Source organism: Paraburkholderia translucens, from assembly GCF_020881035.1.
GTDB classification, from domain to species: domain Bacteria; phylum Pseudomonadota; class Gammaproteobacteria; order Burkholderiales; family Burkholderiaceae; genus Paraburkholderia; species Paraburkholderia translucens.
This window is the reverse complement of the sequence record NZ_JAJITC010000003.1, coordinates 172,425-195,593: the sequence shown is the minus strand read 5'-3', so window position 1 is coordinate 195,593 and position 23,169 is coordinate 172,425. Positions and strand designations below refer to the sequence as shown.

Here is a 23,169-nt window from a genome sequence, read left to right as displayed (position 1 = left end):
AGTTCGGTTACGTCAGGCGCTGCGCGACTCGGTTTCGTCGTCGGTCAGAAAGCCTGCGTCCTGCGCGGCATCGCGGCGATCCTCGGGATCGTCGTGCGCCGCCTCGATCGGGTTCGGCCGGGCGGCGTGCGCCGGCTTGCGAACTACGCCCGAATCATGCGCGGGTGTTGCCGGATCGCTCTGGGCGACCGGATCGTGATACTGTGCCGCGCCGCTAACGCCGGTCTGCGTTGCCGCGGGCGCCGGTTCGGGCTCTTGTTGCGTGTCCTGCGGCACGTTCGACGCATCCGTCGTGCCGGCCTGCCCGGGCGCCTGCGCATGAGCCTCTGGCTCGGAGGTCGACTCGGCTACGGTCTCGTGCCGCTGCGCTTCGAATCCCGACGTGGCATGCTGCGCCGCGTCGGCTTGCGCCGCTTCCAGCGAAGCCCCCTCGCCAGCCTCACTCGCCGTGCTCTGCTCTGCTGGCTGTACGCTTTGCGCGTCGCCCTCGGCAAACTCGATCGCGTGCTGACCCAGCAGATCGGCGTTCAGTTGCGCGGACGGATCGGCAAGCGGCGGCAGTTCGTCAAGCGCGCTCAGGCCGAGATCGTCCAAGAACTGGCGCGTGGTCGCGTACAGCGCCGGACGCCCCGGTACGTCGCGATGGCCGATCACCTCGATCCAGCCGCGGTCCTCGAGTTGCTTGACGACCTGCGTATTCACCGTCACGCCGCGAATTTCTTCGATATCGCCCCGTGTTACCGGTTGCCGGTAGGCAATGATCGCGAGCGTTTCGAGCACCGCGCGTGAATATTTCGGCGGTTTTTCCGGATGCAACCGATCCAGATACGAACGCATCGCGGGCTTGCTTTGAAACCGCCAGCCCGACGCCAGCCCGACCAGCTCTACACCGCGCCCAGACCAATCCCGCTTCAGGTCTTCGAGCAAAGTCCGAACAGTGTCTGCCGACACGCCGTCGGCAAAGAGCTTGCGCAATTCGCCGAGCTTTAACGGCTCCTGTGCGCAGATCAAGGCAGTCTCGAGGACGATCTTCGCCTCTTGGGTATTCATGCAGCTAGGTCAGACCCTGTGGTCAAAGAACCGGATCAAACAGACGATGTGGAACTGAAGACGCGCTCGCCCGATTCTGATCGGTCATATTGATGGGAGCACGCACCGGGGGGTGGCGAACAGACTTATCGAGCCAGACCCAGCCGGACGGAGCGGCGATATTCCTGAAAGGAATCGCGTGACTGAGCGCCATATTACGCAAAAACGGTCGGGGCGTAAAGCTGCTATCCCCGCGTACCTTCCGCCGCCGCACCGACCGGTGCGCCCGAGAGCGCCGCGGCTGTGAGCCGCCAGAGAGAAAATCTCACGATCAGTGACCATTCGCCGCTGGCGGCGCGCAAGACGCCGCCCCGCGGGCACGCGAGGTCGCATGTTCAGATGCCGGCGTGGTCCACCAGAAACTGCCTCAAGCGCGCGACGCCCGCATCGAGCCGCGCCGTATCGCACGCATAGCACCAACGCACGTACCCCTCACCCTGCGGCCCGAACGCGCTGCCCGGCGCCACGCCGAGCCCGACTTCGCGCACCATCGCCTTGCACAAATCGAGGCTGCGCGCCGAGCCCGGCATCGAGAAGAACAGATACATTGCGCCCAGTGGCGCCTTCACATCGACGCCCGGGACCGCCGATAGCGCGCGCACCAGATGATCGCGCGACGTTCTCAAGTCGCGCACCAGCTCCCGCGCAAAGCCCTCGCCCTGCTCGAGCGCCGCGATGCCGGCCTGCTGCACGAACGACGGCGCGCACGAGGTGTTGTACTCGACCAGCTTGGCCAGATCGTCCATCAATGCGGTCGGCGCGACGATCCAGCCCAGCCGCCATCCGGTCATCAGCCAGGCTTTCGAAAACGAATTCACACAGATCACGCGTTCGTCGCGCGTCGCGAGGTCGAGAAACGACGGCGCGGATCGCGTGCCGGTCGACCCGGTGATGCCGTCGCCAGGGTAGTAGAGCCGCTCGTAGACTTCGTCCGCGACGATCCAGATGCCGTGACGCCGGCAGTGCTCGAGCACGGTGCGCTGGTCGTCGCGAGTCATCACCCAGCCGGTCGGATTGTTCGGCGAGTTGATCATCAGCATCTTCGTGTCGGGCGTCAGCGCGGCCAGCAATTGCCCGACGTCGAGCTGCCAGCCGTGTTCGCCGTAGCCGAGCGCGACGGTTTCGACGTGCGCGCCGAGGATCTTCGGAATCTCGACCAGATTCGGCCACAGCGGCGTCACTGCGACCACCCGATCGCCGGCGCCGACCACCAGCTGCGCGGCGAGCATCAGCGCGTTGACGCCTGCGCTCGTCACCGCGACGTGCTCGGGCGAAGTCGCACCGTGCAACGCGCTCACGTAGCGGGCGAGGGCCGCGCGCAGCGGCGCGATGCCGAGGTTATGCGTGTAGAACGTGGCGCCGGCCGCAAGCGCGGCGCTCGCGGCGTCGCGGATGAACGCGGGTGTCACGCGGTCGGACTCGCCGAACCAGAACGGCAGGACGTCGGCAACGCCGAAACCGGCGTTCGCAACTTCACGAATTTGCGATGGACGCAGCGCGCGCACGGCGTCGCGCGCATTCGGGATGGAGGGCACGGACAGGTCCAATTCGCTCATCGAGGCTTCCGGGTGGATGAAGGATAAGAGACTCGGGGCGCAACCGCGAAGGCCTGCGCAATGAAGGCGGTAGTTTATCCCGACGGGTGGCCGGGCAGCGGTGAAGCGCACTATGAGGGCAAGGCCGGCCGTGCATTGCGCCGATCCAACGGACAGACGCGCCGCGCGCGAACGCGCCGTTAGCGTCGGTCAATTCAACTCCTCTGCCCGCCCCGGCAACTGCCGGATCAGATTCCACACCGCCTCGGCCGCGGGCGACAGCGACCGGTCGCGCCGCCGCACCAGCTCGACGAGCCGCTCGGCGCGCGGCACCAGCGGACGGGCGGCCAGCGACGCCCCCGCTGGCAACGGCAGCGCGAGCCACGGCAGCACGCTGATCCCGACGCCCGCCTCGACCAGCCCGAACACGGTCGCCGAATGACCGAGTTCCTGCACCACGGTGGCGTTCACGCCCTGCGCCTGCATCACGGCGTCGATGAGCGGGCGGCTGCCGGATGCGTAATCGAGCATCACGAGTTGCTCGCCGTCGAGGTCCTTCCACGTGACCTGTTTGCGCGCGGCGAGCGGATGATCATCGCGCGCCACGATGCAGAACGAGTCGGTCATCAGCGTTTCGCTGAGCAGATCGTCGTCGGAGAAAGGGCCGATGATGACGCCAAAGTCCACCTCGCCTGACTTCACCTTGCGGACCACATCGCTCTGCACGTCGTCGCGCAGACCGAGCGTCACATAAGGAAATTGCTGCCCGCACCACGCAACGACGCGCGGCATCAGCCGGCAAGCGACGGTCGGGCTCGCCGCGACCACCACGCGTCCCCGCCGCTGCTCGCCAATTTCGCGGATCTCGCGCAACGCATCGTCGAGGTCGGACAGCAGGCGCGACACACTCGAGACAAGGTTGCCGCCGACATCGGTCAGCTGTACCTCGCGCGTCGTGCGATCGATGAGCTTCAGGCCGATCTCGCTTTCGAGTTCGCGCACGCAGCGGCTGACCGCCGACTGTGTGAGGCCGATTTCGTCACCAGCCCGGCTGAAGCTCTGCAGGCGCGCCACCTCGATGAAAACCCTGAGCTGCCGCAGCGTGACATTCATTTGTCCACCTCATCAATAGCGCAATTTGATGCGCATTGTACGACCTGGCCCGCGCGGCATGACAGCGGACTCAACGCTCGCTGCATTGCAGCAAAAAGGCGCGAACGCACGTTCGTCGGGCCTGCGTGCACAAGATTGGTGATTGCCCTGATTTCGGAGAAGGTTTTTTTGGATTCTTATACGCCCCTGGTTGGCGCCCGCGCGGGCCCGCCGCCATGGGGCTTTCGGGCGATCGGAATCCGATTGGCACACTTCGTGCGTTGCGAGATGCGCAGGGTCGGCGCCATGGTTTTCCGGCTAAAAGGCAATCCGTGGCAAGCCCGTCCCTTTTGGTACTCGCCTATCGAGTGCAGGAAGAGTGCGCGGCGCGGGGCAGCGCACCGGGGTTAGCTTCGCTGAGGTGAAACATGATGCTGTTCGACGATTTGAGAGATAACGAGTGGGCGCTGGTCGAGGCTTTGTTCTGTGCCGAGCCGGCGCGCAGCGAACGGCGCGGTCGTCCGCGCGTGGAAGCGCGGGCGGTGGTCAACGCCGTGCTTTGGGTGCTCTCGACGGGCGAAGGCTGGTCCAAGCTGCCGGGCCGCTACCCGTCGCCGCCGACTTGCCGCCGGCGCTTCGACGAGTGGCAGGCCGATGGCACGCTCGCTGAAATCGTGAAGCGGCTTGGCACGAGCGGCCGCCAGATTTCGCTGCGCGGCCGGATCGGCGCAACGGCCGCGAAACCGCCAGCACCGCCGAGCCGGGACCGTCTGCGCGGTGCGTTCTGGACCAATCCGGAATCGTGGCGCGCGCCGGTCAAGATGGCCTGACGCGCAAACTACGTTGTCACCGGGCGCCTGCGGGCGCCCGGTTTTTTATCCAGCCCACTTTTCCGCAGTTGCGTGTGCGCGCACGACGCGCTCGCGTTTGACGGCCTTCGCGAGACACTTCGTCCCTGCGGTCGACCGCCCGAGCGTTTCCGCGATCTTTGCGCATGACCGCTCCAGCGTCCAATCCGTGCTGCCTGAGACTCCTCAGCCGCCCGATAGCTGCGGGTGAAACATCCATTTACTATTAATTACAGCGTGCTTTCGCAGCGGGGCATACCTTATGAGGTGTGCAAACGGGCCTTGAGTCGGACTGGCTTGAGGTCGAGGGGGATTTCGGATGAAACCAATGTCACTGCTGTTGTGCGGCATTGTGATTTCATTGATGGCCGCGCCGTCATTCGCTCAACAACGCCCGCAAGGGTGGAACTGGCGTCCGGACCATCCGGCTACGCTGGAAGCGTCGCAGCAAAGCGAGGCGCACAATCGCGACTTCACGCCGCCCGCGCCGCGGGGCGACCTGCGCGGCGACATTGCCAGCAACGTGCGGGCACGGCCTGATACGCCGCGCGAGAATCAGCGGCGGCGTTGACGTCCTCGATCACCATCCGGACAACGAGTGGTGCGGGGCTGTGCACGGTCGCTTGCATTGCCGCATACAGAATCGGGGAACCACCGGCCGCGTCGCCAGTCTGACTCAACGCCATTAGCACAGCGTGGCAGTAGTAATTCCGGTATGCCCGTATCCTCGCGATACGGGCTTTTTTTTGCCCGCAAGTCGTCAATGGCGTGGAAGATGCACAAAAGCAACGCCCGGCGCGAACCGCATCGCGCTTCGCCGATGTGGAAAACAAAATTGGCCCCCGGAGGCGCGCGGCGACGGGGCGACAGAAGAGGACGCCCGCCGAGGGGTGATAAGCCCGGGCGGACCGTGATGCAGAAAAGCGATGTACTCTGTGCTAAGACCTGACCTCGGCCGTCGCGGCCGACCGCGGTTCGGCCGCGCCGAGAACATAGTCGTTCATGCGTTGCGCTGTCCACGTAAGCAGACGCTCGTCGTGCTCGAGCCGCGCAAACTCCGCTCTGCCCCGCTCGGTGAGCACGGCGATGTCGACGGGGGCATGAAAGCCCGGTGCCGGCGCGACAGTTCGCTGCCGAACGGTGTCCATCAGCCCTAGTGCGCGAAGATATTGGAAGACGCCCGGCCTTCTGGCCCAGGGAACCTGACGATATTGCGCTCGCCGGAGCGCTTCAAGTACGGCTTCGTTGGAATACGTGGTCATCTCACTTCTTTCTTAAAGTGCAGCTATGACACATTCATGCCCACGCGTCACTGCGCCACCGGCGACGCACGTGGCACCCGCCCCTGGTCAGAAGCTCGCCGCCTGTCTGGCAGCGGATTTCCGCCAGGTGCTGCCTGGTCTCGTTTTCGGAACCCCCGTCAGAACGGCATGTTAGCGTTCTCTCCACGGACCCCTGATGCGTGCGCCGCAGCGCGATGGCAAGCCCGTAGATTTGTCCCGAAAGACATACGTTACCCCATTTAAATTGATTCTATTCACTTTATTAGCGCTTTTTTTCGCTGCAATCCTGCGATCGAAGCGCGCGCGCCGACCGCTCGTTATCTGCATGATCGCGCTGTTCTGGCTGCTCGCGGCTGGCTGGCTGACCGCGCCGCTGCTCGATCTGGCTCAGCCGCAACGACAGAGCGCCACGACCGTCACCTACGCGCCGCGCACCGCGATCATCCTGCTCGGCGGCGGCACGATCTACAACCACGACCACGTGCTGGTGCCGCCACGCGACGTGCTTTCGCGCATCGAGCTCAGCGCGCGAAACTATGCGGCATGCAAGCGCACGGCCAACACCTGCCAGATAATCGTCAGCGGCGGCAATCCGCAGCGGCATAGCGCGACAGAAGCCGACACCTACCTGCCTTATCTGCTGCGTCAGCAGGTGCCGCGCTCGGACATCGTGCTCGAGAACAGCAGCCGCACGACCTACGAAAACGCGCGCAATGTCTCAGCCATTGTTGGCCGGTCGCATTACGACACGTTGATACTCGTCACGTCTGCATACCACATGCCGCGTGCGCTGCTCGACTTTCAGTGCTTCGGTCTCGAGCCGCAGCCGGAGATTTCGGGCGCGCGGTACGCGCGACTCGGCCTGCTGCCGCACATCGATAACCTCAAGGCCGCGGAGATTGCGCTGCATGAGCTGGCCGGCCTTGCGCAATTTCACCTGTATCGCGCCATCGGCTGGTTCTGACGAACGACGCCGCCGATTCGCCCTCGCGTGTCGAGTACAGCTCGACTAATTGAACCATGCGAACCATTTTCCCGGGCCGAGCGAATGCATCGCGACCGCCGGGGCATTGTCGCGCGCGCATCGTATAAGCTGTTTGAACGGCAGGCAGATCGCGCTAATTACAATCTGAAACAATTGTTTAGCGCGGTTACAAACCAATCGGCTGGACCAGAGTCAGCTCGATAGAATGCATTGTCTTTCCGACTGGAAAAGCAATTCTCGGGTCCACCATCACTCTATGGAGGTAACGATGAAGAAAGTATTCCTGGCGATCCTGGTTTCCCTCTGTGCCGCAGCCGGTGCGGCTTACGCCCAGGACAGCGGCATCACGACGAGCACCGATCCAGCCAAGGCGGCGGACGTCGAGCAGCGTGCGCAAGATTTGCAAAACCGCGAGCAGTCGATGGAAACCGCACCCGCCGCTCCGGCCAAGCATCACAAGATGGCTCCCCATCATCCGAAGAAGGGTGCCGAATCCTCGGGCACCTGAGCGACGTCGAGATCTCGCCTCGCGGCCGAGCCGTGCAGGTAAAAAGCCGAAGCTGGCAGCGCCGGTTTCGGCTTTTTTATTTCAGTGATTCGAGCGGCGCTGACGCGGCGGTCCATGCGCGCATCGGCTTGACGAGGCCGCCGGCGCGCCGCTTTCGGTGTGCTAAAGTCGCGCACCCACCGGCAAGCCGCCGGCATCCCCTAACCCGTGCGCACCTTGGTGCGGAGGACAGCATGAGCAACATCCAGCTTGATATCGAATGGACCGAAGCAGCATCTCGCAAGATTGAAAAACTGATGCCGCGTGGCGGTCAGGAAGCGTACCTCGCGCTGCCGCCCGTCGAATGCCTGCCGATGGAAGGCGACGTGCTGTTTCTCGGCCCGGCCGGCAAACAGCAGCCGTTCATCGTCGCGGAGCGCCAGTATCATCATGACGGCGACGCCGACTGGACCATCATCCTGATTCTCGATGTCCCACAAGCGACCCACTGATCGTTGACGGCGCGCGAGGCGCAGGCCGCCGCACCTGCCCGGCGCGTCGGCGCGCCCTGACGCCGCCCGCGCCACAACTCAGGCGATCTTCGACACGACGCGAATCTCCGCGTGCTCGATCCAATCCGCGGCCGCCTTCTTATAGGCCTCGATATGCGCGGATCTCGCATGCGCCGCGAGCGCGTCCCGGCTTTCCCAACGTTCGACGAACACGAACCGGCGCGGCTCCTGCACGTCGCGGTGCAGGTCGTACTGCAGCACGCCCTCTTCGTTGCGCGTCGGCCCGACGATGCCTTCGAGCGCCTCGCGTAACTGCTCCTCATGCCCCGGCTTCGCCACCGAAATTGCGACCACCGCGATTTCCGCCATACCCGATCTCCTTTTTGCGAAAAGCAGCAGCATACCCGTCGATTGCCGAACTCGCCGCCGACTGCGCCGGCCAGCATGGCGACGCACGAATCTCGCCTCCGCCCGCCATGCCGCAGCAACGTCGCGTCAGACCGATCTCGCAGAGCCAAGCCGTGCCGAGCCCTCGCCCAAACGACCACGCCAGAGCTCCGCGCCGGCACTCACCTGTGAACGGCGTCGACGCCTGGAGTTTGGCGGGCGACCACTGAGTGCCCTGTTACCCTCGGCGTGGTACGGGAACGGATTGCGAGTGAGAATCCGTTTCGCGCGTGGCAAGCGTGCGAAACGCTCCGGCGAACTACCCGCAATGGATTGCCGCTCGGCCGTAGTCAGCCGGTTTGCGGAGAATTTTCGCGCCCGTGAGTTTGTGGCGACTCGCACATTGGTGCGGGCGGCAAACTGCTAGACTGACTTTGACCAATTCGCCGGAGTCCAGCGTAGCTGAGATACTACCCTTCGTGTTCGCGGGACGGGTTCGTTTCGTCCGCTCGACGCTTCGGGTCTGCGATCGCTGCGCGTCCGAATGGGTTGCGTGCCCCTTCACCCCCTTGCCGCAAGAATCTCATGCAAGCTCTCATGCCCGTTTCCAAGCCAACCGTCAGCGATTTGACCGTAAGCGGCCTGCTCCCGCACCTGGTCCGCGGCGAATCGGGCTGGACTGCGACCTGGCGCGCGTTGACGTTGCACAGCGTGTTCCAGCCGGTGCTGTCGGTCACGCATCAGTGCGTGGTCGGCTACGAGGGCCTGTTGCGCGCGTTCGATCCGGTCGGCCTGCCCGTCTCGCCCGAAGTGCTGTTCTCAGGAACGCGCTCGGCCGCCGAAGCGCGCGAACTCGATCGCATCGCGCGTTGCCTGCATGTGGCGAATTTCATGGAGCAAGGCATCAGCACCGGGTGGCTGTTTCTGAACACGCGTCCGCAGGTGTTCGAAACCGGCTGGCCGCAGCGCGCGTTCATCGACGAGTTGTCCGCACATTTCGGGCTGCCGCAGGAGCGCATCGTCATCGAAGTGCTGGAGCAACCCGCCGACGACGAATCCGCCGTCGCCAGCATGCTCGCCGCCTCGCAGCCGCGCGACTTCCTGATCGCGATCGACGACTTCGGCACCGGCTTTTCGAACTTCGACCGCGTGTGGCGCTTCCGTCCCGACATCGTCAAGCTGGACCGTTCGCTGGTCGCGCGCGCCGGCAAACGCGAGGGCGACGAATCGATGATCAGCCATCTGATCGCGATGCTGCATCAGTCGGGCACACTGGTGCTCGCCGAAGGCGTCGAGACCGACGAAGAACTCATGATCCTGATGCAGGCCGACGTCGATTTCGTGCAGGGCTTCTGGTTCGGTCAGCCGAAGAGCAGCGTGCAGGCTGCCTGCACGAAGGTACCAGCGCTTGTTGCGTCGATCTGGAGCAAGTTCGCCGAGTACGAGCGCGCGCACGCCGGCCACCAGCGGATCGGTTTCGAGGGCTGCGCCGAAGCGGTGCTCGCGGCCGTCGACACCTACAAGGCAACCGGCGACCTCGAACAGGCTGCGCAAAAGATCTGGCATCTGCCCGAAGCGCGCCGCGTGTTTCTCACCGACGGCCAGGGCGAGCAGACCCAGCCTTCGGTGAAGGCGGCATCGGTGCCCCCTCCGCCAAAGCGGCTCGCGCCGCTCTATGCGCAGACACGCGCCAACTGGTCGCGCCGCGCCTATTTCCGGCACGCGCTCGCGGCACCGGGCCGCGTCGCGATGATGGGGCCGCACTACTCGCTCGCCGATGGTCAGGACTGCTACACCGCGGCGATCGCCTTCGAGCGCGACGGCACGCACGTGCTGTGCGTCGATTTCGTGCCGGAGGCATCGGCCCCGGATGCGTGCACCGCTCGACGCGACGCCAGGCGTTGACGGCCATTCTTGCGCTGCGCCTGACGCGCGTGCTGCGCGCTGCTACTCGTGCACGCGGCCGCGCCCCAACTTGACCTCGCCACGTTTCGACTTGCTGTCGAGCCGCCTCAGGTTCGACGCGCGGGTCGGCCGGGTCGCGACCCGCGGCTTGCGCGTCACGCTGACGCTTTCGATCAGCTCGTAGAGCCGCGCGAGCGCCGCCGCACGGTTCATCTCCTGGGTCCGATGCTCCTGCGCCTTGATGATCACGACGCCGTCGCGCGTGAGCCGGTGGTCGGACAGCGCGAGCAGACGCATCTTCAGCACTTCCGGCAGCGACGAAGCGCGCACGTCGAAACGCAGATGGATCGCGCTCGACACCTTGTTGACGTTCTGACCACCCGCCCCCTGCGCGCGCACGGCGGTCAATTCGATTTCGTTCGGCGGGATCGAGTAGCGGGATGTCATCGGTGGCAGGGACAGAAGGTGCGTCAGTGTACAAGCGCTCGGTGCGAGATGCCCGATGCGTGCGCTGCGTGCCCGGGATCACCGGCTCGCGAATGCTACGAAGAAGACCATTTGCGCCGGCATGGCTGGCTCCTCGATACTGCTTCTTTTCGCTTATGGCGTAAACCCATATGAAAATCCGTCCGGGCTTCGTCCTCGAACTGGCCGTCAACTTTCTGCTGCCGTGGCTTGCCTACCGGCTCGCGTTGCCGCGCGTCGGGGAAACCGGCGCGCTGATCGCGTCCGCCGCGCCGCCGCTCGCGTGGAGCGCGATCGAGCTGGCGCGCTTTCGGCGTGTCGATGCGCTCAGCGTGATGGTCGTCGCGGGCATCGTGCTGTCGGTGGCGGCAATGGCGCTCGGTGGCAGTCCGCGCATGCTGCTGTTGCGCGAGTCGCTCGTGTCCGGCGCGGTCGGCGTCGCGTTCCTGCTGTCGCTGCCGATGCGCCGTCCGCTGATCTTCTACCTTGCACGCGCGACGGTCGCGCGCGAGATGGAAGGCGGCGCCGCGCATTTCGAGGCGCTGTGGCGCGAACGCCCCGGCCTCGCCATCGCGATGCGCACGATGACGCTCGTCTGGGGCCTCGGCCTGACCGGCGAAACCGCGCTGCGCGCGTGGATGGCGCTGACATGGCCGATCGAACGCTTCCTCGTCGTGTCGCCCTTTATCGGCTACGGCATTTACGTGGGCCTGGCACTGTGGACGCTGTGGTACCGCAAAACGATGCGCAACCGCGTCGACGCCATCGAGCGGGCGAGCGGGATGGCCGGTTAAGCGCCTCGCGCCAAGGCACCACATGACCGCTCCACCCCAGCTGCCTAACTGTGGCCCCGCGCTCAACGCGATGCATCCGCAATCCGTGCTTCCAGCCCCGAATCACGCTGCGTCGGCGTCGCGATTGCCTGCGCGAGCACGGCTCGCGCGCCGATCACCTCGACACGTTCGCGCGCGCGAGTGATCGCCGTGTACACGAGCTCGCGCGAGAGCACGCGGCTAAACACCGGCGGCAGCACCAGCACCGCGTGCTCGAACTCCGAACCTTGCGACTTGTGGACCGTCAGCGCGAACGCGGTGTCGTGCGGCGGCAGCGCGGCCGGCGACACCGCGCGCACAGTGCCGTCACCGGTGCGGAAATACACGCGCAGCGCGCCGGCCGCGCCCGGCAGCGCAATGCCGATGTCGCCGTTGAACAGACCCAGCGCGTAATCGTTGCGCGTGACCATCACCGGACGCCCCGCAAACCACTGCGCCCCCACCGCGAGCGTGACGCCGGCGGCGCGCCGCACCTGAGCCGCCATCGCCGCATTGACCTGATCGACGCCGCGAGAGCCGAGCCGCGTCGCGCACAGAATGCGGAAGCGGTTGAGCGCGTCGAAGAGCGGCAATGGATCGGGCGTATCGGTGGCGAGCGCCGTGGCAAGCGCCTCGGCATACGGCGCGAAGCCGGCGGCAAGTCGCGAGACGGTGCGCTCGGCCAGAGCCGTGTTCGCGTCCTCGTACAGCGCCGCGGCGCAGACATCGGTCGGGTCGATCCGCAATACGTCGAGCGCCGCGCTTGGCGAGCCGTTGCGAATCGCGACCGACAGACGGCCGATCGGCGACTCGAGACCGAACCGGTAGTTGCGCTCGAGCCAGACGACGCAGTCGGCAAGCGGATTGCGTTCGGTCGCCGATCCTGTATCCCGCTCGGCCTGGCCGCCGCCGAACAGATCATCCGACGGTACCAGGTCGAACGTGTCCGGCGACACGCGTGGCAATGCCCGCGCGAGCCGCGCCTCGTCGATGCCGAGCGCCTGCGCGACCCGCCGCGATCCGCTCGAACTGAGCGCGGGCCGCGCGCTGAGTTCGGCGAACACCGCGCCCGCCTCGACCGCCGCGAGCTGGTCCTTGTCGCCTAGCATCACGAGTCGCGTGTGCGGCGCGATCGCGTCGAGCAGATGCGTGGCCATCGCGACGTCGATCATCGACGCCTCGTCGATCACGACGACGTCGTACGGCAGCGGATTTTCGCGATGATGCCGGAAGCGCCCGCCCGGCCCCGTCCCCAGCAAGCGATGCAGCGTGTAAGAGGTCTGCGGCAAACGCGCGGCGAGTTCGGGCGGCAGGTCGCCCGCGCGCGCGAGCAACGCTTCCTGCATCCGCTGCGCCGCCTTGCCGGTCGGTGCCGCGAGTGCGATGCGCAGATCGGCGCGCGCATCGAGCAGACACGCGAGCACGCCCACCACGGTCGTCGTCTTCCCGGTGCCCGGGCCGCCGCTGACGATCGTCAGCCGCCCCGACAGCGCCATCACGGCCGCGACGCGTTGCCAGTCGATGTCGTCGTCCTTCGGCGGCCCGAAGTAGCGCAACAGCCGCTCACGCAACGCGGCGGGGTCGGTTTCGGCTTCAGCTTTCGCGATGCGCCCTTCGTTCGTCGCATGCGCGACCAATGCTTGCGCGAGACGCCGTTCGTAGTCGTAGTAGCGCGCGAGATAAAGACGCCCCTGGCCGTCGATCACGAGCGGCCGCAACGCCGCCGCGCCCGCCGCGCCGTCGCTTGCCATGCCGCTCGCGAGCAGCGCCGCGCGCACCTCGGCGCTCGACGCGTCGAAGCGGCGCGCGAGCGTCGCAAGCGGCACGCACACGTGGCCTTCGGCCGTCGCGCGGCTCGCCGCGAACGCGCCGCGCGCGGCCCACTTCACCACCTCGGTCGAAGCGCCACCGCGGCGCGCAAGCATGCCGATGCGGCGCGCGAATCCCTCGGCGAGCGCAATGCTGAAATCGGCCGGCGCGGGCAGATTGACGCCGATGTCCTCAAGCCCGAGCGGCGCGGCCGGGTGCTGATCGAGCGTGCCGGGCGTGCTCATGCGGTGCCTCCGATCATCGCCGCGTCGAGCAGCGCCACGAGTTCGAACGGCGCGCGCCGCCTATGCACGCCGGCTGAACCGTCGGCGTCGCGCCAGTCGGGCCGCACGCCGCGCACGAACAGATAGAGATAGCCGCCGATGTGCGTGTCGTATGCATAGTCGCGCATGCGCGTCTTCAGATAGCGATGCAGCGCGACCGTATACAGCAGCGCCTGCAGGTGATACGCATGACTGGCCATCGCCGCTTCGAGCGGCCCGGCCGCGTAATCGGCGGCGGTGTCGCCGAGATGGTTCGATTTCCAGTCGACGATCCAGAAGCGGCCGTCGTGCTCGACGATCATGTCGATAAATCCCTTGACGTACCCGCGCAGCGCGCCGGGCTCGAGCGCGACGTCGGGATAACCATATTCGATCAGCAGTTCTCGCAGCGCCGAAAAATCGAGCGACGGCGCCGCGAACAAGAACTCGAGTTCGTTCAGGCGCCGATGCGGATCGAGCCGCGCGAGCGTCATGCCCGGCACGAGTTCGGTCGAAACGACGTCGGCGAGCAGCCGATGCATCATCGCGGGCAAGCGCGCGGCAAGCTCGGGCGCGGCTGGCGCCGGACGCTCGTGCAGCGCGCCGCGAATCGCGTCGGGCCACGTGCGGGCGTCGGTGAAATCGGCGAGCTCGAACATGCGATGCAGGCATTCGCCGGCCGCGGCGCCGCGTGGGAACGCGAGAATGTCGTCGTCGGCATGCGCCGGGGCGTTCGCCGCGGCGGCCGTTACGGCGAGCGGAGCAGACTCGGGGGCATCGGCGATTTCATCATGATCGGGCCGCACGTCTTCCTGCGGCGCGAGACCGTGCGCCTCCGCGCTCCTGCCGCCTGCCGCGATCAAGCCGCTGAAACTCGCCATGCGCCACTGATCGCGCAACGGCCGCCGATTCGCGCGCGCATGGCGACGCGCACCGTGATCCTGCAGACTTTCGAGCGGCACGCGGCGAGTCAATTCAGGCAGCGGCTGCAGCGTGACCGGTCCGCCCGCGAGCGCGTGCCAGCTCGCCGCGAGGGCGGCCTCGTCGGGCGGCTCGGCGAGCCACGCGTCGAACGTCTGTCCGCTGCCGCCCACGAGCCAGTTCAGCACGCTGCGGCGCGACTCCTTCGTCGAGCGTGCGGACAGATAGGTGCCCGCGACGAGGTAGCAGCGGTACACCGCCCGCGTGAGCGCCACGTAGACGAGCCGCGCGCGTTCCGCCGCCTGCTCGCGCACCGCATAACGCGACGCGCGCCCGGCTTCCTCTTCATCGCAACCGTAGTGCAGCACCGCCTCGCCGCCGTCGTCGTGATACTCGCGCGCATCGGGCAAGCCCGACGATGGCGGCTCGCGCAAGCCGCCATCGTTGAGGAACGGACAGAACACGACCGCGTATTCGAGCCCCTTCGACTTGTGGACCGTGACGATCTGCACGAGATTGCGATCCGACTCGAGCCGCAACTGTGCCTCTTCGCCGCCGCCCTGCTCGCGCTGCGCGGCGAGCCAGCGCAAGGTCGGCGCGATGCCGGGCTGGGTAGCTGCGCGCGCCTGCACGAGCTCGGCAAGATGGTTCACGTTGGTGAGGCGCCGCTCGCCGTCGGCTCCCGCGACGAGCCGCTGCGCGACGCGCAGCTCGCGCATCAGCGTGCGCCACATCACCGCGAAGCCGCGTTCGTGCCACAACATCCGGTAGCGCGAAAAACGTTCGACCCAGCCCATCGCGTCCGCGGGGTCGAGCGCTTGCGTCGACTCGTCGACGGCCGCGGGCGCATCGGCGACCTGCGTGAGACGCCACAGCGCGGCGGCGTCGAGCCCGAGCCAGTCGGTGGCGAGCGCGGCGCGCAGACGCCGCAGATCGCCGGGCGTGTCGATGGCAGCCAGCACGCGCTCGATCTGCTCGGCATCCAGCGTCGCGAACACCGACGCCTGCGCAAGCTCCACGCTGCCGACGCCCCACGCCGCGAGCACGCGTTTGACGAGGCTGCCCTGCTTGTGGGTCTGCACGAGCACGGCGATATCGCCCGGTGCGAGCGGCTTGTCGCCGATCGTCACCACGCCTTCACGCGCGCCTCGCAACAGCCGCACGATCTCGGCCGCGCAAGCTTCGCTCGCGGCGCGCTGCGCGTCGCGTTTGCTCAGCGCGGCGTCGCCTTGCGGCAACGTCCAGATGCGGAAATCTCCGGCGCTCGCCTCGGGATCGCTGAACGGCGCGCGGCGCCGCTCGCCCGCGCGGACCGGCTGATAGTCGAGACCGTCGAGGACGAACGCCTGCGGATTCGCTTCGAAGATCCGGTTGCACGCGTCCACGATCGGCGCGGTCGAGCGCTGGTTGACCGCGAGCGTGTAGCGTGCGGACGCCGACTCGCGCGCCGCGAGGTACGTGTGCAGATCCGCGGCGCGGAAACTGTAGATCGCCTGCTTCGGATCGCCGACCAGGAAAAGCGGCCCCGCCGGCGCGAAAATGCGGCCAAAAATAGCGAATTGCAGCGGATCGGTGTCCTGAAACTCGTCGATCAACGCGGCCGGATAGCGGCTGCGCAACGCATCGGCGAGCCACGCATGCGCGGCGAGCGCGCGATACAGATTGGCAAGCAGATCGTCGAACGACACGACGCGGCGCGTGCGCTTGCGCGCCACCAACTCGTCCGGCGCGTAGTCGAGCCAGCTCTGCACGAGCGCGAGCCAGCGCGCGCGCTGCGCGGCTTCCGCGGCGACCACGGCCGCGGCCAACGCTTCGGCATGCTCGAAGAACGGATGCGCGGGCGGCTCGAACTTGACCTTGGTCGCCTTCTTCAACGCCGACGCCGTCAGCTTCAACGCCGCACGCGGCGGTGGCGCATGGCAGTCGCCCTGCGCAAAGTAGTCGCTCCACGCGGCGATCGCCGCGCTCACGTGATCGGGCTTGTGCGTGGTCTTGCTCAGACGCTCCTGCGCCTCGGCGAGCAGCGCGACGATCGTGTCGCGTTCGGCCTGCCAGATCGCGCACGCGTCATCGAAGCCGGCCTGCGGATCGGCGCTTGCGCCGGGCGCATCGACGCCGCCCCAGCGCAATTGCGCGAGCGGTTTTTTCAGGCGCCGCGCCAACTGCTCGTCGAGCGATGCGGGGCCGGCGCGCCTTGCCACCAGCCACGCGGCGAACGCGGGATGCGCATACGCGACCGGTTCGACCTGCTCGCGCCAGAAATCGGCGGCGAGTTCGAAACGCAGTGCCGCGTCGTCGGCTTCCATTTCGAACGCGAATGGCATCGCGGCCGCGAACGGCGCTTCCTGCAACGCGCGCTGACAGAACGCGTGGATCGTGTGGATCGCGGCCTGATCGAACGTGCGCAGCGCGCGGCGCACGACCTTCAACGCAGCCTCGCGCTCGATGCCGTTTTGCGGTGCGAGCGTCGTCTCGAACAGCCGGCGGATGAACGGATCGCCGCCGTCGTCGTCCATCTCGATCGCGCGATGCAGTTCCGCGAGACGCCCGCGAATACGCTCGTGCAGTTCCGCGGTCGCCGCCTTCGTGAAAGTCACGACGAGGATCTGATCCGCGTTCAGGTTCTTTTCCAGCAGCAGCCGCACGTACAGCGCGCAGATGTTCCACGTCTTGCCAGTGCCCGCTGATGCTTCGATCTGGTTCACGCCGTCGAGCGGACACGCGAACACGTCGAGTTCGTCGGCGGCGAGACCTTGATGGCGCAGCGCGTCGCTCATGAGGCGCTCCTCAAGTGCTGGATCAACGGCTTGAAGACGATCGCAGCGAGGCTGCCGAACGGTTCGTCGAGCGTGAGCGGCGTACCGCGCAGCGCGATGCGCAATGCGGGGTCGTCGGATTCGCCGCGCACGCGGTCGTTGATCCACACGCCTTGCGCCGCCGATTCGCTCTCGCTGATCCTCGCCCATGCACTCTTCGGGAAGAAGCGCAACGGCAGCCGGCGCCCGGCATTGAAGAGCGCAAGCAACGGCGCGAGTTCGTCGAGCGGAGCAGCGACCGGCGCGAGCTCGAAACTCTCGCCGCTGCCGTGCCACACGGTGCGGCGCGGACCGTCCGGCCTTGCCGCGCAATAGACCAGATGCGCGAGCCACGCGGACAGATAGTCGCGTGCGCTGGCTTTGGCATAACGAAAGATCACTTGTCCCGTTCCGGTCAGCAGGTTCAACGTGCCGCGCAATTGCAGCGGTGTTTCGGCGGACTCGCGCAGCAGCGCGTCGTAGTCGCCGAACAGCGTGACGGGGCTATCGGCGCCCTCGCCGCCCTGCGGCCAGCGCGGCGCGATATCGAGCGCAAACGGCAAGCGCTCGACGCCCGCGGCCACTTCGCGCCGCACGCTCGATGCCAACTGCCGCAGCGCGGACAGCTCGCGCGCGCGCCAGACCGCGCCGGTCGCGCCGCCGGGCAGCTCGGGGCTCGCCTCGGCGACGCGCTGCACGCGGCTGAACATCACGTCGTCTTCGGCGTCGGCGTCGAGCAGCACCGGCAGCAGACGCTCGGCAAGCGCGTCGCGGCCCGCATAGTCGAGATCGAACGGCTCGGTGTCGAGCAACTCGCCCTGCGCATCCGACAACGCGATACCGAGCCGGTCGCGCAGCAGCGCGCGCGCCGGATGACGCCAGAAGCGCACGAAGTCGTCGAACCCGACCTCGCGCGTGTCTTCCGGCGGCAGCGGTCGAGCGAAGAACGGCGCGGTCTCGGGATGCTGCGGCTCGGCCAGCAGCGTGGCCAGCTCGGCGCGATCGGCGTCGTACGTGAACAGGTCGGGATTCGACGAAAAATAGTCCGGCGCGAACGCCTGCAACGGATGCTCGACGATGAACGCACGCCGTGCGCGGTCGACCTCGGCCGGACTCGCGTTCTCACCCGCCGACACCCGCGCGAGATGATCGAGCAGTTCGTCGACGAGCGCGGCCGGCGGCAGCGGCGCGTTGTCGCGAATGCTGCGGCCCGTGTAAGCGATGAAGAGTTGCTCGCGCGCGGCAAGCAGCAGATCGAGGAACAGATTGCGCTCGTCGTCGCGGCGCTGACGGTCGCCTGCCTTGCCAAACGCGGCCATCAGGTCGAATTCGTCCGCGCGCGCGAGCGACGGCAGCACACCGTCGTCCATGCCCAGCAGACAGACGACGCGGAATGGCAAGCCGCGCAGACTCGTCAGCGAAGAAAACGTCACGCTGCCCCACGGCACGCCGCCGCGCGCCGGATCGTCGAGCGCTTCGGCGAGCGCGGTGCGCACCACCGAAGCGGGCAGCAGCACGTCCTGGGCGCCCGCCTGCATCGCTGCGCTCATCGCGTCGAGCGCGTCGCGCACCGCCGCGAGCGAATCGGCGAAGTCGATCCCGCCGTCGAAGCACTGCCCGAGCGTTTCGAGCAGCAGTTGCGACCATTCGGCAGGTGTGCGCTCGACTGCGCAGGTCGCCGCGAAGCTGTCGATATCGTCGACGAAACACGACAGGCGGCCGAGCAATTCGGCATCCGAACCATCCGCGCCTTCGACCGGCAGCCACGCATCGACGGGCTCGCCGCCGGCCGGCATCGCGTAGCCGAGGTACAGGCGCGTCAGCGCATCGGCGAACGTATGGCGCGCGACCGGTACGTGCTCGCCAACCGGTTCGAGCGGCGCGAGCCCGCGCCGCGCGCCAGCCGCCGCGAGCCATTCCTGCGCGGCTTCGAGCGAATTAGCGTCGATGCCGTAACGCACCGCGACCGCATCGACGCGCAGCCATTCGATCAGATCCGGCGCGCCGACACTGCGCTCGGGCAGCGCGAGCCAGTCGAGCAACAGCCGCGCGACCGGATTGGCCTGCGACGGCGGCAAACCGGTTATCCGGTACGGAATGCGGCGCGTATCGCCGGCGGGCGTGGTGCCGAACACCGCGTCGATCAGCGGACCGGCCGCCGCGAGATCGGACACGGCGACCAGCACGTCGGACGGCTGCAGATCGTCGAACTCGTCGAACCAGCCGAGCAGGCGATCGTGCAGCACTTCGAGTTGCCGCGACAGGCTATGGCAGACGTGGACCTCGATGCCGCGCTCGAGCGGCGGTTCGTCGGCATCGGCTTCATCGCGCAGTGCGAGGATGCCGTTCTGCACGGCGGCGAGCCAGCTCGGCTCGGGGTTCTCGGTGAAGTCGCCGGTTTCGGCCGATGCGGCGCTCTCGGTCAGCTCGTGCAGCATATGCAGCTGCGCCTGAGTCTGACGGCCCCATTCGGCGAGCAGCGGATGACCGACTTCCTGATAGTCGAGCTGCCCTGCCGCGTCGAGCGCCTGCACGCGCCCTTCGCTGACCACGTCGAACCAGAACTCGCGGCATGGATTCATTACGTACAGACGCACGTCGATCCAGCGCGACAACGCGCGCAGCAACGCGATATGCAGCGGCGGCATGGTCGGCAGCGCGAACACGCTGACCGCCTCGGGCCATTGCGCGTTCGAGATGGCTCCTAGATCGAGCGCGCCGATTTCATCGAGGAACCGGTACGCGGGCGGCAGCGCGGCCGCGGACGTTTGCGCATGGCCGCCGGCTTGCGCGAGTTCCGCGAGCACCGCGCGCCACAACGCCGCCTGCCAGCGCTCGTCCTCGCGCGCCGCGTCGCTCGCGCCGGTCAGACGCGGACCGGTGTCGTCCGCTGCGCCACTCGCGAAGATCGAGCCGCCCTTGTGCCATTGCAGCAGCCATTCGGGGCGATAGGTCAAATAGTGATCGAGCACGGTCGCCACGCGCCTGGCGAGTTCGTAGCGCATCGACGCGTCGGCCGCATCGAGATAGGTGCGCAGACGCGGCGAAGCGTTCCACGGCAGCGCTTCGTCCGGGTCGCCCAGCAGCCGGTAGCAACGCCACACGAGCCGGTCGGGCGCAAACGGCGAATGCTTCGGCACCTCGATCACGCCACCGATCTGCGCCCACAGCCATTGCGCGAGATAACAAAAGTTGACGTTCGCGCAGACGCCCTGACGAGCGGCGATATCGAGCTCGAGCCGCCGGCGTACGGCCGCGCTCGGCACGATCACGGGTCGCGCGGTCCAGGGGTCGGACGGCGCTTGCGCGAGGTCGTCGAGCAGCGCGCCGACCAGCGTTTCGTAGCGGTTCGAGTAGAAGAGCTGAAGCATGGATTCCGGATGACATGTGGCACGCGGATGGCCGCGAGGCGCTCGGCGCGAGTCCTGGCGGACATTGAAGCGACAGCATAACAAACCATCCCCCAGGGCATAACCTGGCCGAATGGACGAGGTCAGAACGCGCGCAAAATCAGTTAGACTCGACGGCAGTTTCGCGCTGTCTTTCCCACTTGCGGTTCCCTCGGTGAATGGATTCAGGTAGTCGATGCGCTATTCAGTCGAAATAAGAAAATTCCTCTACAGCCAGTATTTTTATGGCGGCCTGCGCATCGCGGTCGGCGTGTCGTTACCGGCCATCCTGTGCCTGGTCGTGTTCCACGATCGTGAGCTCGGCTTCACGATCGCGACCGGCGCGCTCGGCGCCTGCGTCGTCGACATGCCGGGCCCGCTCAAGTACAAGCACAACGAAATGCTGGCCTGCACGGTGATCGGCTTTCTGTCCGCGCTCGCCACCGGCCTCGCCACCGTCAATCCGATCGCGCTGTGGTGCACGGTCGTGCCGCTCACGTTCGTGCTGTCGCTGATCGTCGTGTACGGCAACCGCTGGCCGCAGATCAGCTTCGCGACGCTGTTCATGATGATCATGACGCTCGAGGAGCACTTCACGCCGATGCAGGCACTCGTCAACGCGTCGTGGATCCTGCTCGGCGGGCTCTGGTACACGTACTGGTCGACCTTGGTGAGCCACCGGATGATGAATCGGATCGAGCAGCAGGCGCTCGCCGAAAGCGTGTTCGCGTGCGCGGACTATCTGCTCGCGCGCGCCGCGTTCTACGATCTCGACAACGATCTCGACGAGTGCTACCGCAACCTCGTCGACAAGCAGATCTCCGCAGTCGAGCGCCAGGACGCGGCGCGCGACATCGTGCTGCGCAATCTGCCCAGGCTCAAGCGCGGCAAGCTCGAACCACGCCGCGCGATGCTCTACAACCTGTTCATCAATACCGTCGATCTGCACGAACTGTTCGTCGGCGCGCACACCGATTACCCACTCGTGCGAACCACGTTCGGCGGCTCCGATCTGCTGGTGTTCTACCGCGATCTGATCCGCAAGGCAGCCGAAGATCTCGAGGAGATCGGCCTCGCGGTGCTGCAGAACCAGGCGCCGCGCAAGCGCGTGAACGTGAAGGCGGAATTGCGCGCTATCGAGTATGAAATCGAGCTGATGCGCAAGCAGGAGTTGCCGACGCAGAATCCCGAGGCGTATTCGGCGGTGTCGTCGAATTTCCGCCGCATCTGGAGCGCCACGCGGCTGATCGACAGAATGCGCCGAAGCCTCACCACCGAGCCGAGCCCCACCGAAACCGAACTGCGCATCGACGAGGCGCTGACCCGCTTCGTGTCGAGCCGCCGCGTGCCGCTCGGGCAGATCTTCTCGAATCTGACGATGGCCTCGCCGAGCTTTCGCCACGCGTTGCGCGTGACCATCGCGGTCGCCGTCGGCTTCTGGCTCGGCCGGCTGTTGCCGCTCACGAACGCGTACTGGATCGTGATGACCACGGTGATCATCCTGAAGCCCGGCTACTCGCTGACCAAGCAGCGCAACGGGCAGCGGATCATCGGCACGCTGATCGGCTGCGCGGCGAGCATCGCGCTGATCATCTTCGTGAAAGAGCCGCACATCCTGATGGTGGTGATGTTCGCTTCGATGGTGATGAGCTACAGCCTGCTGCTGTTCAACTACGCCGCGAGCGTCGTGTTCACGTCGTCGTATGTGCTGCTGCTGTTCCATCTGCTCGCGCCGGGCAGCATGCGCATCATCGGCGAGCGCGCGATCGACACCGTGGTCGGCTGCGCGATCGCAATCGCGGCGAGTCACTTGTTCCCATACTGGGAGTACCGGTTGATGGGCAAGCTCGTCAACAACATGATCAGCGCGACGCGGCAGTATCTCGAAGCGAGCTGGTGGTGGAGCGGCAAGCCGGCCGCGGCGGTGGTCGCCGCCGTGACCGAAGCGGGCGCGCGTGCGCCGGCGGCGGCGATGGCCGATCCGGCGATCGACTTTGGCGGCCCGGCGCTCGCTGTCGCTGGAGTCAAAGCCGAAGCCCGCGGCGTGGGCGCGCTAGCCGCTGGGCGCACCAGCGCGGCGGCGACCGCGCTCGACCGCGATTACCGCTACCGTCTGGCGCGCAAGAATGTCCACGTCGCATTCGCGAATCTCGGCCAGGCGTTCCAGCGGATGATGCTCGAACCGAAGTCCGCGCAGAAGTTCGTCCCGGAGTTGAACGGTCTGCTCGTGCGCAGCCACGTGCTCGCGTCGCAGATCACCGCCGCCGCGCCGCTGTTGCGCGCCTCGGCGCAACAGCAGCAACAGGTGGAGGACGTCTCGCTACAACCGCTGCAGCGCGCTTTGAGCCTCGTGCGCGACAACCTGAGCGCCGCCGAAGCCGGCACCCCGTTGCCCGCCGAACAGAGCGAGCAGATCAAACTGATGAATCGCGAACTCGATGCGATGGTCGTCAAAACGGAGAATTCGCCGGACTATACGGCCGATGCGGTGCACGACACGAAGCTGCTCGCGCATCAATGCAAGCAGATGCTCGCGGCGTCCGCGCAGATTCGCAAGGACGCGAGCGTGATCAGGCTGCCGGAGGAGTGAGC

General features: G+C 66.7%; 16 protein-coding genes and 1 pseudogene. 8 read left to right on the top strand and 9 right to left on the bottom strand.

The features are described 5' to 3' along the window. Positions 1-12 precede the first annotated feature (12 nt). From scpB to LJ655_RS06440, 3 genes are all read right to left on the bottom strand, one after another. Positions 13-1,050 carry an SMC-Scp complex subunit ScpB gene (gene scpB / locus LJ655_RS06450; RefSeq protein ID WP_230560432.1) on the bottom strand — a complete coding sequence of 346 codons (1,038 nt, stop codon included), beginning with the start codon at positions 1,048-1,050 and terminating at the stop codon, positions 13-15. Between the two features lie 374 nt (positions 1,051-1,424). Then, on the bottom strand, positions 1,425-2,645 hold the full coding sequence (locus LJ655_RS06445; protein ID WP_230560431.1) for a pyridoxal phosphate-dependent aminotransferase: 1,221 nt from the start codon (positions 2,643-2,645) through the stop codon (positions 1,425-1,427). A gap of 189 nt (positions 2,646-2,834) precedes the next feature. Continuing rightward, positions 2,835-3,737: a LysR family transcriptional regulator gene (locus LJ655_RS06440; protein ID WP_230560430.1), complete on the bottom strand. Its 903-nt coding sequence runs from the start codon at positions 3,735-3,737 to the stop codon at positions 2,835-2,837. 410 nt (positions 3,738-4,147) lie between these two features. Between LJ655_RS06440 and LJ655_RS06435 the strand changes: the two are divergent. Both LJ655_RS06435 and LJ655_RS06430 read left to right on the top strand, forming a co-directional pair. Further along, positions 4,148-4,543 (top strand): annotated as a pseudogene (locus LJ655_RS06435) (transposase); the annotation flags it as partial. Positions 4,544-4,883: 340 nt separating this feature from the next. Further along, positions 4,884-5,135, top strand: a complete 252-nt coding sequence (locus LJ655_RS06430; protein WP_230560429.1) for a hypothetical protein — start codon at positions 4,884-4,886, stop codon at positions 5,133-5,135. A 367-nt stretch (positions 5,136-5,502) separates the two neighbouring features. Here the strand turns inward: LJ655_RS06430 and LJ655_RS06425 are convergent, their stop codons facing one another. Further along, on the bottom strand, positions 5,503-5,826 hold the full coding sequence (locus tag LJ655_RS06425; protein WP_027197390.1) for a hypothetical protein: 324 nt from the start codon (positions 5,824-5,826) through the stop codon (positions 5,503-5,505). Positions 5,827-6,091: 265 nt separating this feature from the next. Here LJ655_RS06425 and LJ655_RS06420 point away from each other — a divergent pair, with 265 nt between their 5' ends. The 3 genes from LJ655_RS06420 (at position 6,092) to LJ655_RS06410 (ending at position 7,831) form a co-directional block, all read left to right on the top strand. Then, the gene (locus tag LJ655_RS06420) at positions 6,092-6,811 is read left to right on the top strand and encodes a YdcF family protein (protein WP_425605775.1); all 720 of its coding nucleotides are present in this window, start codon (positions 6,092-6,094) and stop codon (positions 6,809-6,811) included. A 289-nt stretch (positions 6,812-7,100) separates the two neighbouring features. Then, on the top strand, positions 7,101-7,340 hold the full coding sequence (locus LJ655_RS06415) for a hypothetical protein (RefSeq protein WP_230560427.1): 240 nt from the start codon (positions 7,101-7,103) through the stop codon (positions 7,338-7,340). Positions 7,341-7,573: 233 nt separating this feature from the next. Beyond that, complete coding sequence (locus LJ655_RS06410) at positions 7,574-7,831, top strand: hypothetical protein (RefSeq protein ID WP_008923870.1); 258 nt, start codon at positions 7,574-7,576, stop codon at positions 7,829-7,831. A 78-nt stretch (positions 7,832-7,909) separates the two neighbouring features. On the opposite strand, the gene LJ655_RS06405 is transcribed toward LJ655_RS06410, so the two are convergent. Further along, a complete protein-coding gene (locus LJ655_RS06405) occupies positions 7,910-8,200 on the bottom strand; it encodes a putative quinol monooxygenase (RefSeq protein WP_230560426.1) in 291 nt (96 codons plus the stop codon). 603 nt (positions 8,201-8,803) lie between these two features. Here LJ655_RS06405 and LJ655_RS06400 point away from each other — a divergent pair. After that, complete coding sequence (locus LJ655_RS06400; protein ID WP_230560425.1) at positions 8,804-10,123, top strand: sensor domain-containing phosphodiesterase; 1,320 nt, start codon at positions 8,804-8,806, stop codon at positions 10,121-10,123. Between the two features lie 42 nt (positions 10,124-10,165). Here the strand turns inward: LJ655_RS06400 and arfB are convergent, their stop codons facing one another. Next, the gene (arfB, locus tag LJ655_RS06395; protein ID WP_230560424.1) at positions 10,166-10,570 is read right to left on the bottom strand and encodes an alternative ribosome rescue aminoacyl-tRNA hydrolase ArfB; all 405 of its coding nucleotides are present in this window, start codon (positions 10,568-10,570) and stop codon (positions 10,166-10,168) included. Positions 10,571-10,740: 170 nt separating this feature from the next. Between arfB and LJ655_RS06390 the strand changes: the two genes are divergently transcribed. Continuing rightward, positions 10,741-11,382, top strand: coding sequence for a VC0807 family protein (locus LJ655_RS06390; RefSeq protein ID WP_230560423.1), 642 nt, complete (start codon positions 10,741-10,743; stop codon positions 11,380-11,382). Positions 11,383-11,444: 62 nt separating this feature from the next. Here the strand turns inward: LJ655_RS06390 and recD are convergent, their stop codons facing one another. The 3 genes from recD to recC are packed head-to-tail and all read right to left on the bottom strand — an operon-like array spanning position 11,445 to position 20,559. Further along, on the bottom strand, positions 11,445-13,454 hold the full coding sequence (gene recD, locus LJ655_RS06385) for an exodeoxyribonuclease V subunit alpha (RefSeq protein WP_230560422.1): 2,010 nt from the start codon (positions 13,452-13,454) through the stop codon (positions 11,445-11,447). After that, complete coding sequence (gene recB / locus LJ655_RS06380) at positions 13,451-17,170, bottom strand: exodeoxyribonuclease V subunit beta (RefSeq protein ID WP_230560421.1); 3,720 nt, start codon at positions 17,168-17,170, stop codon at positions 13,451-13,453. The genes recD and recB overlap by 4 nt, the downstream gene beginning before the upstream one ends. Further along, a complete protein-coding gene (gene recC / locus LJ655_RS06375; protein ID WP_230560420.1) occupies positions 17,167-20,559 on the bottom strand; it encodes an exodeoxyribonuclease V subunit gamma in 3,393 nt (1,130 codons plus the stop codon). The genes recB and recC overlap by 4 nt, the downstream gene beginning before the upstream one ends. Positions 20,560-20,773: 214 nt before the next feature. Here recC and LJ655_RS06370 point away from each other — a divergent pair, with 214 nt between their 5' ends. Next, positions 20,774-23,167 carry an FUSC family protein gene (locus LJ655_RS06370; RefSeq protein WP_230560419.1) on the top strand — a complete coding sequence of 798 codons (2,394 nt, stop codon included), beginning with the start codon at positions 20,774-20,776 and terminating at the stop codon, positions 23,165-23,167. Positions 23,168-23,169 lie beyond the last annotated feature (2 nt).